Annotated in this window: 13 protein-coding genes; 6 read left to right on the top strand and 7 right to left on the bottom strand. The window is 67.6% G+C overall.

Annotated features, from left to right (window positions below; translation table 11 throughout):
- Positions 1-160 precede the first annotated feature (160 nt).
- Positions 161-1,417, bottom strand: coding sequence for an MFS transporter (locus ACFCV3_RS10025; protein ID WP_376028234.1), 1,257 nt, complete (start codon positions 1,415-1,417; stop codon positions 161-163).
- 83 nt (positions 1,418-1,500) lie between these two features.
- On the opposite strand from ACFCV3_RS10025, the gene ACFCV3_RS10030 reads away from it, so the two are divergent.
- Positions 1,501-3,171: a right-handed parallel beta-helix repeat-containing protein gene (locus ACFCV3_RS10030; RefSeq protein WP_376028235.1), complete on the top strand. Its 1,671-nt coding sequence runs from the start codon at positions 1,501-1,503 to the stop codon at positions 3,169-3,171.
- Here the strand turns inward: ACFCV3_RS10030 and ACFCV3_RS10035 are convergent.
- On the bottom strand, positions 3,168-4,055 hold the full coding sequence (locus ACFCV3_RS10035; protein WP_376028236.1) for an MBL fold metallo-hydrolase: 888 nt from the start codon (positions 4,053-4,055) through the stop codon (positions 3,168-3,170). The genes ACFCV3_RS10030 and ACFCV3_RS10035 overlap by 4 nt on opposite strands.
- A gap of 82 nt (positions 4,056-4,137) precedes the next feature.
- Between ACFCV3_RS10035 and ACFCV3_RS10040 the strand changes: the two genes are divergently transcribed.
- Positions 4,138-4,980, top strand: coding sequence for a LysR family transcriptional regulator (locus tag ACFCV3_RS10040; RefSeq protein ID WP_376028238.1), 843 nt, complete (start codon positions 4,138-4,140; stop codon positions 4,978-4,980).
- Here the strand turns inward: ACFCV3_RS10040 and ACFCV3_RS10045 are convergent.
- Positions 4,977-5,468: a winged helix-turn-helix transcriptional regulator gene (locus ACFCV3_RS10045; protein ID WP_376028241.1), complete on the bottom strand. Its 492-nt coding sequence runs from the start codon at positions 5,466-5,468 to the stop codon at positions 4,977-4,979. The genes ACFCV3_RS10040 and ACFCV3_RS10045 overlap by 4 nt on opposite strands.
- Before the next feature lie 77 nt (positions 5,469-5,545).
- Here ACFCV3_RS10045 and ACFCV3_RS10050 point away from each other — a divergent pair, with 77 nt between their 5' ends.
- Together ACFCV3_RS10050 and ACFCV3_RS10055 are read left to right on the top strand one after the other, a co-directional pair.
- Positions 5,546-6,013, top strand: a complete 468-nt coding sequence (locus ACFCV3_RS10050; protein ID WP_376028243.1) for a nuclear transport factor 2 family protein — start codon at positions 5,546-5,548, stop codon at positions 6,011-6,013.
- 153 nt (positions 6,014-6,166) lie between these two features.
- Positions 6,167-7,702, top strand: a complete 1,536-nt coding sequence (locus tag ACFCV3_RS10055) for a molybdopterin-dependent oxidoreductase (protein ID WP_376028244.1) — start codon at positions 6,167-6,169, stop codon at positions 7,700-7,702.
- Here ACFCV3_RS10055 and ACFCV3_RS10060 read toward each other — a convergent pair.
- Positions 7,689-7,847, bottom strand: coding sequence for a hypothetical protein (locus ACFCV3_RS10060; protein ID WP_376028246.1), 159 nt, complete (start codon positions 7,845-7,847; stop codon positions 7,689-7,691). The genes ACFCV3_RS10055 and ACFCV3_RS10060 overlap by 14 nt on opposite strands.
- A 15-nt stretch (positions 7,848-7,862) precedes the next feature.
- On the opposite strand from ACFCV3_RS10060, the gene ACFCV3_RS10065 reads away from it, so the two are divergent.
- Together ACFCV3_RS10065 and ACFCV3_RS10070 are read left to right on the top strand one after the other, a co-directional pair.
- On the top strand, positions 7,863-8,117 hold the full coding sequence (locus ACFCV3_RS10065; protein WP_376028248.1) for a hypothetical protein: 255 nt from the start codon (positions 7,863-7,865) through the stop codon (positions 8,115-8,117).
- An 81-nt stretch (positions 8,118-8,198) separates the two neighbouring features.
- Positions 8,199-9,473, top strand: a complete 1,275-nt coding sequence (locus tag ACFCV3_RS10070) for an MFS transporter (protein WP_376028249.1) — start codon at positions 8,199-8,201, stop codon at positions 9,471-9,473.
- A 551-nt stretch (positions 9,474-10,024) separates the two neighbouring features.
- Here the strand turns inward: ACFCV3_RS10070 and ACFCV3_RS10075 are convergent.
- The 3 genes from ACFCV3_RS10075 to ACFCV3_RS10085 are packed head-to-tail and all read right to left on the bottom strand — an operon-like array spanning position 10,025 to position 12,371.
- Positions 10,025-11,098 (bottom strand): hypothetical protein, encoded by a 1,074-nt coding sequence (locus tag ACFCV3_RS10075; protein ID WP_376028252.1) that lies wholly within the window; start codon positions 11,096-11,098, stop codon positions 10,025-10,027.
- Positions 11,095-11,856 (bottom strand): hypothetical protein, encoded by a 762-nt coding sequence (locus tag ACFCV3_RS10080; protein ID WP_376028254.1) that lies wholly within the window; start codon positions 11,854-11,856, stop codon positions 11,095-11,097. Before ACFCV3_RS10080 ends, ACFCV3_RS10075 begins: the two co-directional genes overlap by 4 nt.
- Positions 11,857-11,876: 20 nt before the next feature.
- A complete protein-coding gene (locus ACFCV3_RS10085) occupies positions 11,877-12,371 on the bottom strand; it encodes a SigE family RNA polymerase sigma factor (protein ID WP_376028256.1) in 495 nt (164 codons plus the stop codon).
- Positions 12,372-12,462: the final 91 nt, after the last annotated feature.

The following is a 12,462-nucleotide window of genomic DNA, read 5'->3' on the forward strand; positions in this document are numbered from 1 at the left end:
CGCATAGGGCAGTCCTCACTGAAGTCGCACTGACCGTGGTGGTCGCCCCATCAACAATGACCGCCCGACCGACCCAGCGGGACCCCCCTCCCCAGATTTGCACGAACTGGCAGAACCCGAGCTGCGACGGGGCTGGCGGCCCGGTTGGGTGCGTAGACGACTACCTGATGTTCTTAGCGTCGGTCGGTGGGGTGAGGTGGCCTCGGGCGGCGGCGGTGGCTATCCAGGGGATGCCGGTGAGGGTGCCGGCGGTGAGGAGGATGAGGGCTGGGCGGAGGCCGATGGCGGCGCCCAGGAGGCCGCCGGTGAGGCCGCCGATGGGGCCGGTGCCCCATTCGATGAGGCGGATGACGGAACCTACGCGGCCCAGCAGGCTGGGTTCCACCGTGTGTTGGAGCATGGTGGCCCGGATGATGATCAGGTGGACGACGCCCAGGCCGAGGAGGAACTGCCCTAGGCCGATGACGGCGATCACCAGGAGGTCGGGGCCGTTGGCGAAGGGGATGAGGATGCCGCCGCCCACGAGGACCGCGGCGATGACGGCGGTCCAGGCGGGCTTGAAGCGGCGGGTGATGGGGGTCGTGATGAGGCCGGCCAGGAGCGGGCCGAGCGAACCGATGACCGCGATGGCGCCGATGGCGGCGGGGGACAGTCCGAGCTCGCGAACGGCGTACAGGACGTAGAGGGCGAGGACACCCCAGTGGAAGAAGTCGGCGCTGCCTTTGCCGATGGTGATGGCGACGATTCCGGGTTGGCGCCGGAAGGCGGCGAAGCCGGCCCGGATGGACAGTCCGAAGCGGTCCTTCTCGGCGGGCGGTAGTGGATCCGGCCCGCGGCCGGCGGCTTGCAGTACGGCGGCCACCAGGAAGGACGCGGCGTCGACGGCGATCGCAATAGGTGCCGTGAGCAACTGAACCAGCACGCCACCGAGTCCAGGACCGGCAACCGCGGTGACCGAGTCGGTCAACGCGATGCTGCTGTTCGCCGCGGTGAGCTGCCGGCGGTCGGTGACCAACGCGGGGACATAGGCCGTGTGCGCCAGCCCATAAGCGAGCGCCAGCGTGCCGACGGCAAACGTCACCACGTAGAGCTGCGCCATCGTGAGCAATCCGAAGGCAGCCGCCACCGGAATGGTGCCGATCAGAACCCCCTGGCCGATGTTCGACCAGAACAGCAACCGCCCGCGCCGGAGCCGGTCGACGTACACACCGAGGAAGAGCGCAAGCAGCAAGCTCGGCAGCGACTCTAGTGCGGTCAGCACCCCCATGGCGGTCGGCCCGGCGGACAGCGTCAGTACGGCGATCAGTGGGATCGCGAGCTCGCTGACCTGCGTACCGGCGTTCGAGAGCAGTTGAGCGGACCAGAAGAACGCAAAAGGCCGATTCCGGTGCAGGGGGACGACCTCGGACCGCGACATCCCACGAGTATCCGCTGGGCCGTCAAGCGCAGCCACTGGGTTTCGACAGTTTCCTATATGATGTACGATCAAGCGTGCTTGATGTGACGGAGTTCGGGGCGGATCGGACCGGGCGTGCCGACAGCATGGCGGCCGTGGCGAAGGCGCTCGAGGCGGCGAAGGGCCTCTCAGGGCCACGGCGGTTGGTCTTCCCGACGGGGACTTATCAGTTCTACCCGGATCAGGCCGTCCCCCACGAGCTGTACCTGTCGAACACGGCCGGCGCCGATCCAGCGGTCCGGTTCAAGCGGTTCGCCCTGTACGTCGAGGGGATCGACGACCTGACCATCGACGGCCAGGGATCGCGGTTCCAGCTGCACGGTCAGCTCGGCCTCTTCGCCGTACTCGGATCCAGCAACGTGACCCTGACGAACTTCGAGTTCGACCAGTCAGCCCCACGCGTCATCGACCTGACAGTCATCGAGACCGGCCCCGGCTATCGCATCGTCTCCGTCCCGGCAGGCAGTCCGTACGTCGTCGAGGACGGCCAGGTCTCGTTCCTGACCGAGCCCAGCCCGTACGACGGTCAGCCGTACTGGCGGCACTCGTCGGACGAACTGTCCAACGGGCAGCAGGTGTTCGACCCGGTGGCGGGCCTGGCGAGCCGGCGGCCGGCATGGTTGTTCGAGGGCGTGGTGTCGGTCACCGATGTCGGCGAACGGCGGTTGCGGATCGACTACGGCTCCGAAGCGACGCCGGACGGGCTCGGTATGGTCTATTCGCTGCGCGAGGTCACCCGCGACACGGCGGCCGGATTCATCTGGCAGTCGAGGGATGTCGCGGTGACCGAGTTGCAGGCGCGATACCTGCACGGGTTCGGGATCCTTGGACAGTTCAGCGAGAACATCGTTGTGTCAGGCAATGAGTTCGTCACTGACCGGGCGTCGGGTCGGATCGCGGCAGCCTTTGCGGACTTCGTGCAGATGTCGGGCGTCAAGGGGACCGTGACGATCACCGGGAACACGTTCGACGGTGCCCATGACGACGCCATCAACGTTCACGGGACGTATCTCCCGATCACCAAGATCGATGGGCGGACACTGCAGCTGCGCTACGCGCATGACGAGACGGCGGGCTTCCCGCAGTTCGCCGTCGGTGACGAGCTCGAGATCGTCAACCGGGCCAGTCTCCGGGCGGTCGGCGAGGCGACGGTGATGTCGGTGACCGGGCCGACCGGTCGAGACTCACGCGAGCTGACGACGATGAGCGTCGTACTCGATCGCGACGTACCCGCTGAGGTCGTCGCGGATCCGGAGGCCTTCGCGGTCGAGAACACGACCTACACACCGTCGGTGCACATTGCCGGGAACACGTTCCGCAACATCCCCACCCGCGGGGTCCTGGTCTCCACCCGCCGGCCGGCCGTCATCGAGGACAACGTCTTCGACGGCCTGGACATGTCCGCGATCCTGATCACCGCGGACGCCTCCGGCTGGTACGAGTCCGGCCCGGTCCGCGACCTCACGATCCGCCGCAACACCTTCCGCCGCCCCGCCCCGGGCCACGCCAGCATCCTGATCAACCCGGAGAACACAGTCCTCGGCGGCCCGGTCCACGAGAACATCCGGATCGAGGACAACACCTTCGACGGCGGCCTGCTGGTCGAGGCCAAGAGCGTCCACAACCTTGCCATCCGCAACAATCACGTCGAAGCCGGACTCTCGGACAACAGCTTCCGCTTCACCGCCTGCTCCGAGATCACCCTGGAGAACTAGTACTCCGAATACAGGCAGCCAACCCCGCGGTCGATCCACTCGGGGAGCCGCCAGTCCGGGTGCCGCTCGATCATCAGCGCCCGGACCTCCTCGGCGATGGTCTCCACCGGCAGTGTCGAATCCCGGCGTACCCAGGTCTCGTCGCGCAGTTCGATCAGGTAGTCGCGCACGTCGACGAGCAGCCGAGTGTCGCCGACACTTCCATGGCCCGGTACGACGATCTCCGGGTTCGACGCGGTGAGTTGCTCCATGACCCTGATCCAGCGCACGCCGGAGACATCGGTGTCGTGCGGCGGGAACCACGGGAAGATCGCGAACTGCCCGGTCTCGACGAGATCACCGGTGAACATGACCGAGGCACCCGCGACGGTGATGATCTGATCGCCACGGCTGTGGGCCCGTCCGGTCGGTCGCAGCTGGACCACTCGTCCGCCCAGGTCGAGTTCGTGGGTGTCGTCGTACACCAGGTCGGGCGTCGGCAGCTCCACACCGTCGAGTTCGCGCGCGACCGGCGTACCGAGCTGGCGGAACATCGCGAGATAGCCGTCCCCTTTGGTGACCAGATCGGTCGCTTGGGCCGAGTTCACCAGGTACGTCGCCTCCCCGGCGAACGCCTGTGCGCCGAAAGCGTGTTCCGGGTGGAAGTGGGTCGTGGTCAAGTACAGCCGCCGGCCCGCGGCGTACTCGGTGGCGAGCTTCAGCACCTGCTCGGCGTTGCGCGGACCGAGTCCGGTGTCGACCACGAGGACCGCTTGGGAGCCGCCGATGAGGCCGATGTTCGGGACGAGCTCGACGTCCTGGTTGGGGATCACGACCAGATCGCGTGCGATCTCCTGAGCGGACGAGGTGTCGACGATCGGATCGGGGAAGGGGTAGTCAGCCATGTGATGATCGTCAGACGGTGCGACCGGGGCCGTCCAAGACTTGTTCCGCATCGCCGATACCCGCTGGGTATCATCGCTGGTCATGGACCTGCGACTGCTGCGCTACTTCGTGGCGGTCGCCGAAGAGCTCCACTTCGGGCGGGCCGCGAACCGCCTGCACATGAGCCAGCCGCCACTCAGCCGGGCGATCCGTCAGCTCGAGGCCGACCTCGGTACGACGCTCCTGCACCGCTCTGCCGCAGGTGTCTCGCTCACCCCGGCCGGCGCCACGCTCCTCACCGAAGCCCGCAACCTGCTGGAGCAATCCGAGCAGGTCCGCGCCCGCGTCAACGCGGCAGCCAGTCTCACCGTCGGAATCCTTGCCGACAGCACCGACCCCGGCATCGCCCGCCTCGCCGACAGCTACCGCCGCCTGCACCCGACCGTCACCATCACCATCCGCGAAGCCGACCTCACCGACCCCACCTGCGGCCTCCGCACCGGCTTGGTCGACATCGCCATCACTCGCGCGCCCTTCGACCCAACCGGCCTTAACCTGCATGAACTCCGCGCCGACCCACTAGGCGCCGTACTCCGCACCGACGACCCCCTCGCCACCAGCGCCCACCTGACCTTGGCCGACCTGGCCGACCGCGCCTGGTTCCAGTTCCCGCCCGGCACCGACCAGCTCTGGCAGTCCTTCTGGAACGGCGGCCAATCCCGCGAAGGCCCCATCGTCCGAGCCGTCCAGGAGTGCATCCAAGCCGTCCTCTGGAACGGCACCATCGGCCTAGCCCCACTAGGCCACCACCTATCGGACGAGTTGGCCGTCGTACCAGTCACCGACCTCCCATCCAGCCCAGTAGTAGCCGCCTGGTCGGCTACCGACACCAACCCGCTGATCCCCGCGTTCGTCCAGCTCGCAGCAATGGCGTACAGGATCTAGCGCAGTACCGTGGCGATCAGCGCTGTCCCCGGCGCTGTGCGACCGCCCGGGCCGGGCGTGGGTCTCACCTGCTCGGTGTCGAGTGGTTCCCCGCACTCGGAGCAGGCGACCGTCGGTGTCATCCGATGGCCGCACGTGGTGTGCGTGAACTGGATCGGCGGGCCGCCGTCCGGAGTCATCCACCGGTCGCCCCACGCGGTCAGCGCCATCAGGATCGGCAGGAGCTCGCGGCCGGCCTCGGCCAGCGTGTACCGGTACCGCACTGGGTTGTCCTGGTACGGCGTCCGTGCGATCAGCCCGGCGTCGACCATCGTCTCGAGCCGGTTGGTGAGCAGATTCCGCGAGATGCCCAGGTCGGTGACCAGTTGGTCGAACCGATCCAGTCCCAGGTAGAGATCGCGCAGGATCAGCGGCGACCACCAGTCGCCCATCACCTCCAGCGACTGCGCGAGCGAACAGTGAAACTCGGCGAACGACGTGTTCCGCATGATCTGCATCCTAGTCAGTTGCGTTATTGAACGCACTATCCGTAGGTTGGTGAGCAGTCGAGCCAAGGGAGCGACCGATGTATCACCGATTCGTAGCGGCCCAAGTCCGCAAAGCCTTCGCCGAGATCACCGCCGGCAACTGGGAGGCCATGGTCCAGGGCATGGCCCCGACCTTCACCTACCGCTTCTACGGCGACCACGCCCTCTCCGGCGAGCGCCGTACCCATGAGGCCTTGCGCCGCTGGTGGCAACGAGCCTTCCGGCTGCTGCCCGACACCCGGTTCACCGTCGACGAGATCCTGGTCTCCGGCTGGCCCTGGAACACCCGGGTGGCCACGGCGGTCACCGTCGACTGCGGCCTCGCTGACGGCACGCGGTACCAGAACGTGGTCAACCAGTTCATCCGGATGCGCTGGGGCAAGATCACCGAGGTTCGCACCCTGGAAGACACCGCCGTCCTGCAAGCCGCTCTCGACCGCCTCGCCGCCGCCGGCTACGCCGAGGCCCACGCGGCCCCGATCACCGACCTGGTCCCAACCACCTGATCCCCGGATCTGCGCCACTCACTAACCCTCCTTTGGGCATGTCGGGCGGCAGGTGCTGAGCGTGAACTGCATCGGCTGCGCGAGGTTGGTGAGTGGGGGCGGTCCGCGTACCACGCGACCAATCCGAATGGCCTTCGGCGCCGAAGGTAGGGCATGGCGACGAGAGCGGTGCGTTCGGCGGGCGTGGTCGGTGGGGTGGTGGCGGCGGGGGCTGCGTTGGGGGTGGGGTATCTGGTGGCGGCGGTGACGGGTGGGCCTTGGCCGGTGGATGCGGTTGGGGTGCAGGTGATCGATCTGGCGCCGGGGCCGGTGAAGGACTGGGCGGTTCGTGAGTTGGGTACGGCGGATCGGCCGCTTCTGCGGGTTGGTATCTGTGTGGTGCTGGTCGTGGTTGCCGGGGTCGCCGGGCTGATCGGTAGTCGGGGTGGTCGTCGGATTGCCGTGGGACTGGCGGCTGGGCTGGGGGTGGTGGGGCTGGGGTTTGCGGTCTTCAGTCGGTCGGCTGCGTCCGGACTGGTGGATCGGGTGCTGCCGTCCGTTGTCACGTTGCTCGTTGCAACCGGTGGGATGTTCTTGGTGACAAGGGCATTTCAACCGCAAGAGCCCCAGAAGAAGCAGCCGCCCGGATTCGACCGGCGTCGCTTTCTGGTGACGGTGTCCGCGCTGGCCGTGGGCGGTGCCGCGGGCTGGACCGCGACCAAGGTGCTGCCGGTCCGGGCTGGTGAGGCGTTGCGGGAGAAGTTCCGGGTACCGCGGCCGGCCGATCCGGCTCCCGCGATCCCGGCGGCCGCCCAGGTCGACGTACCGGGGGTGACCAAGTTCGTGACGCCGAACGCGAAGTTCTACCGCGTGGACACCCTCCTCGAGGTCCCGCGCATCGACCCCGATAACTGGGAACTGCGCATCCACGGCATGGTCGACAAGGAACTGCGCCTGTCGCTTCCGGACCTCGTCGATCGCCGCCTGATCGAACGTGACATCACCCTGACCTGCGTCTCCAACGAGGTCGGCGGCCCGTACGTCGGCAACGCCCGCTGGATCGGCGTACCGGTCGCTGACCTCCTGGCCGAGGCCGGAGTCCGCGCCGGAGCCGACGCGGTCAAGTCGACGAGCGTCGACGGCCTCACCATCGGTACGCCATTGTCCGCGCTCACGGATGGTCGCGACGCGATCCTGGCCGTCGCGATGAACGGTGAACCGCTGCCCTTCGAGCACGGCTTCCCGGTGCGCATGGTCGTTCCAGGGCTGTACGGCTACGTGTCCGCCACCAAGTGGATCGTCGACTTCGAGGTCACCCGCTTCCAGGACTTCAGCGCCTACTGGACCGATCGTGGCTGGTCCGTCGAAGCCCCGATCAAGACCGCCTCCCGAGTCGACGTCCCCAAGGGACTGTCCACCATCAAGGCCGGTCCCGCCGTCGCCGCCGGTGTCGCCTGGGCTCAGCGGCGCGGGATCAAGAAGGTCGAGGTCCGTGTCGACGACGGCGAGTGGCAACCGGCCAAGCTCGCCGCCGAGGACACCATCGACACCTGGCGGCAATGGACCTTCCGCTGGAACGCAACGCCCGGCATGCACCGCCTCACCGTCCGCGCCACCAACGGCGACGGCGAGGTGCAGACCGCCGACCAGGCATCACCCCGCCCGAACGGTTCCTCCGGCCTGCACGACGTCGTCTTCACCGCCGAGTAGAAGCTCGCAGTTCAGCGACGGCTGCGATGACCGCGGCGACCTCGTCGTCGGTGTTGTAGTAGTGCGGTGACAATCGCAAACACCAGTTGACGTTCTTGTCGCCGAAGTCGAACTGCGCGAAGTTCCGCCGGCCTGGGACAGGCATCTGCGTGGTCTCGCGGTGGCGTTGCGAGATCGGTGCGGCACGCTCGTCACGGCGCTCTCCGATACCCGTCCGGACTGGCGGGTGAGTCATGTGCCGACCGGCGGTCTCTACCTCTGGGTGCGGCTGCCGTCCGACGATGCGGTTGCCGCTGCCGAAGCACGGCAAGCCGGCGTCATCGTCAGCCCCGGCGGCCGCTTCTTCGCCACCGGGAAACCCGCCGCCTGGCTCCGCCTGAACTTCGCCGCAACCGCCGCTGGACGTCTGGGATAGTTATATCGAGACATAGTGTCTCGAATCTGGTAGCTTCGGTACGGCGAGGTGCGCTGCCTCGTTGAGCTGGGGAGGAATGCCATGTGCCGGGCCTGTGGCTCGACCGACCATCAGCCGGGTCCCGCCCGGTCGCCGCGTTTCGCCGGGCTACGCAACCGCGACGCGCGGCCGTACCTGTTCGGGACCGGGCTGGCGATGATGGGCGACAACGTCGAGCACGTCATCACCTACTGGGTGCTGTGGCGGGAGTTCCATTCACCAGCGCTGGCCGGCTTCCAGGTGATCAGTCACTGGTTGCCGTTCCTGCTCTTCTCGGTGCTATCCGGCTCGCTCGCCGATCGGTACGACTGCCGCCGGATCATTCAGTCCGCGCAAGCCTTGTTCATGTTCGTCTCGCTCTGCTGGGGTCTGCTCTTCCTGACCGACTCGCTGCAGATCTGGCATGCCTGCGTCCTGCTGGTTCTGCACGGTTGCGCCGGCGCGCTGTGGGGCCCGGCCGAGCAGATGATGCTGCACGACTTCGTCGGCCGTGATGACCTACCGAGCGCCGTACGCCTCAATGCGACGTTCCGGAGTCTGGGTGTCTTGTGCGGCCCGGTCGTCGGCTCGCTGTTACTGCTCCTGCTGGGACCGACCGGCGGCATCTTCGCGAACATCGCCATCTACCTGCCACTGACGCTCTTCCTGTTCCGCACCCGCTTCACCGGCCACCTCCGCGAAGGCGTCGTCTCCCGCGCACGCCTCGGCCCCATCGCCGCCCTGCGCGCGGCCCGCGGCGCATCGCTCGGTCCGACCATCGCCGGCATGATCGTGCTTGCCGGCCTGGGCTCGTTCTTCGTCGGTGCCTCGATTCAAACCGCGATGCCGGAGTTCGCCGAGGACCTCGGGGCAGGCTCCGCCGGACTCACGTACGGCGCTCTCCTGTTCGCCAGCGGATTCGGTGGCGTCGTCGGCGGCCTGGTCATCGAAGCCACCGGCTGGCTCCGCCCCACCGTCAGAACCGCCGTCGTCGGTACCGTCCTCTACGGCCTCAGCATCGTGGTCTTCGCCATCACCAGCAACTACGTGCTCGCCCTGGTGGTCCTGGCCGTCAGCGGTGTCGCGAACTTCGTCTCCATGTCGATCTCGCAGACCGTCGTCCAACTGGAGGCCCCACCCGCCGACCGAGGCCGAATCATCGGCCTCTACAACACCTCCTCGGGCGGCCTCCGCATCGGCAGCGGCCTCACCGTAGGCCTCACCGGCGCCGCCATCGGCATCAAACACTCCCTGGCCCTGAGCGCCGCCGTACTAACTCTCGCCGCCCTAGCCACCGGCACCTACGCCGCCCTAGCCCGAAAACCCCACCCCAGCTAGAGAAACCCCTCACCCCGCCAACCCACCGAACCCACCGCCCTCCGCACACTGAACCCACCCAACGCGCCCCGCCCCACCCCGCCCCGCCAGTGAACCAACCGTGCCCCCCGCGGTGCGCCCGCGACTGAACCCGCCGTGCCACCCGCCCGGCGCCCAGTGAACCCAGCGTGCGCTCGTCCACTGGGTTCACCGTGCTGCGGTCGCTTGAGTGGGGCGAGTGTGTCGCTGGACTTCGATTTCCGGGCGCACAGTCGGTTCAGTCGATGAAACGGGGCCTCGGTGGGCGCGTTGAGTGGGTTCAGTGCGCGAGCACGGTGGGTTCAGTCGCGGGGCGGGGTGGGTGGCACGGTGGGTTCAGTGGTGGGGCGGGGGTGGGAGCGGGGTGGGTGCAATGGTGGGGCGGACCTGGGGGCCATCACAAATGGAGGTTTCGTGGTGGGGGCAGGCTTGGAGGTGAGGTGGTTGGGTGATTGTGATGGCCTGGGGGTTCGGGCACGACGAGGACCGGCCCGGCAGTCCGGAGGGACTGGCGGGCCGGTGGGGGGAAGTAGTCAGTTGGTGCGGGCTGCGAGGGCGGTGGGGTCGGCGGCGGGTTGGCGTTGGGCGCCTACGGTCCAGAGGCGGCTGCCAGCCGCTTCGACGCCGGTGAGGGTGCCGATCTTGGCGGCGGGGCTGGTGGTTTCGGTGAACTTGCCGTTCTGGAGGGTGAGTACGAACGGGTGCTCGGTGATGATGTCGCCGGAGGTGGTGAACTTCTCGCCGACCGCGATCGGCTGGTTGTTGTGCAGGGTGATGTCGTACAACTGCGACGACGTCTGCGGTGTCGGGACCTGGGTCCACGCCTTGCCGTCGTAGTGCAGGACCAATGGGCGCTCGCCCTTCGAGGTGTGCGCGACCCCGGAGGCCCAGATGTCCTTGGGACCGACGGCGATCAGCCCAGTGGGGATCTGCGAACCATCAGTCGGTACGTCGTCGACCAGCGTCCACGTCTTCCCGTCGAAGTGCGCCATCCCGCCGTTCAATCCCAGCCAGGCGTCCGTTGCGGACAGCACCGTCAACGTGTTGCCATTGATGGAACCCTCCAGCCCGGCCGTCAGCGGCTGCCAGGTGCCCTTGGTGTAGCGGTAGACAACTGCGTGTTCGCGACCGTCGACGTCCGCCCAACCGGATGCCCACGGAGTCCCGTCCGGAGCGATCGTCACGTCGCTGAAGGACCCAGCCGGCACAGACGGTCCGGGAACGACCTTCCACGCCGTACCGTTCCAGCGCATCGCAAGCGGCTTGGTCTGCTCCGGTACGGCGCGGTCCTCGCCCACCGCCCAGACCTCCTTGGCACCGGCCACCGCGACACTGTTCAGGGTCGCGTTCGTGCGCACCGGCTGCGGTGTCTCGACCCAGCGGATGCCGTTCCAGCGGAACGCCAGTGGCCGGGTGTCGCTGTAGGAGTCGATCAGGTTGCTACCGACCGCCCACGTCTCACCGCCCTTCGCGTCGATGTCGTCCAGCATCGACGGCTGCGACTTCGTGGGCGTCACGGTCCAGGCCAGAGCGGCCTGAGCGGTCAAGGTCGGTGCCATCAGGACACCAGCCAGGGCGGCGGTCAGTATGGTCTTGCGGAGCATCATCGGTTCAGATTCTTTCCGTAGTTGGCGGGAGGGAACGTCCAGGAGACGCTGTAGGCCATCTCCTTGAGTTGCTCGATGGACAGCGGTGGCTCGGGACGGACAGGCGGCATCTTGAGGCCGAGGCTGTTCGTGCTGGTCAGACTGATGACGCGCCGGTCCGGGTATTCGAGGACCACCGAGTTGTAGGTGGTCCCGGCGTCCGTGCCCGAGTACGACCGGAAGAAGGTCCCGTCCGGCATCACCTTGCAGTTCTGGCTTTCCGGCTGGTCGGTGCAGTTGGGGTCGTACTTGACCGTCTGGATGCCCACCTCGAGCCACGCCTTGCCTTGGCCGTCGTCGACGAACAGTCCGGCGCCGATGAAGTCGTCACCCCAGGTCCTCCCGCCCGAGGTCGTGAGTCCCGGGACCAGCCCGTCCAGCGTCCGCAGCGTCTCGGCCGGGCTGGCCGGAGGCGGCGGAACGGGCGTCGCCGAGACGCCCGGCGCTGAAGGAGCTGAAGGCGCCGATGGCTCGGGCGTGCTGTTCCCGGCGACCGGCGGCTGACCGGCCTGCGGCCCGAAGTTCGCTTGTACGACGGCGATCCCACCGACCGTCATCGCCACGGCGGCCGCGGTCGCCGCGACACTCAGCACCCGCCGCCGGCGCCGCCGTACGACGCCTCGCCGCATCCCGCGTTCCACCAGATCGGGGTAGTGGGGCTCAAGGGTCTCAGCGGCACGCCGCATCAAGTCGGGCAGCCGGTCGTCTGTTGTTTCCACGGGGTCCTTCTCCTGCCTGTTCACAGTGCGATGACCGCCACGTCACCGAGAACCGCCCGCACCCGGACCAACGCCCGGGCCGTCCGGTTCTTGATCGCTCCGGCGCTCTTGCCCAGATCGCGCGCTACCTGTTCGACGCTGCGATCTTCGAAGAACCGCAGTACCAACACCGCCCGATCGAGCGCGGGCAACCCCTCCAGCGCCTGCATCACCAAGAGCCGCAACTCATGGTCGTCATCCGAGACCGGCAACTCCGGTACGACGTCTGTCGGCTGCTCGTGCCAACTTCGCCGGCGCCGTTGCGAGATGAACGTCCGGGTCAGCACGGTCTGCGCGTAGGCAGCCGGCTTCTCCATCCGCCGTACCCGTCCCCACACGCCGAACAGCTTCCCGAGGGTCTCCTGCACCAAGTCGTCCGCGTGGTACGAGTCCGCGGTCAGCAACCACGCCGTCCGGTACAGCTGATGCGCGTTCGCCCGCGCAAACGCCTCGAAGTCGACCTCGGTGGAACTCATCGCCGTCACATCCCTACCAACGCACTGAGCTCACCATCACGTCACAGGTCCGGGGTCAACCAATCGTCTTGAACGTTCAAGACTCTTGCCG

Origin of the sequence: Kribbella sp. NPDC056345, from assembly GCF_042262745.1 — a bacterium.
In the GTDB taxonomy this organism is placed as follows: domain Bacteria; phylum Actinomycetota; class Actinomycetes; order Propionibacteriales; family Kribbellaceae; genus Kribbella.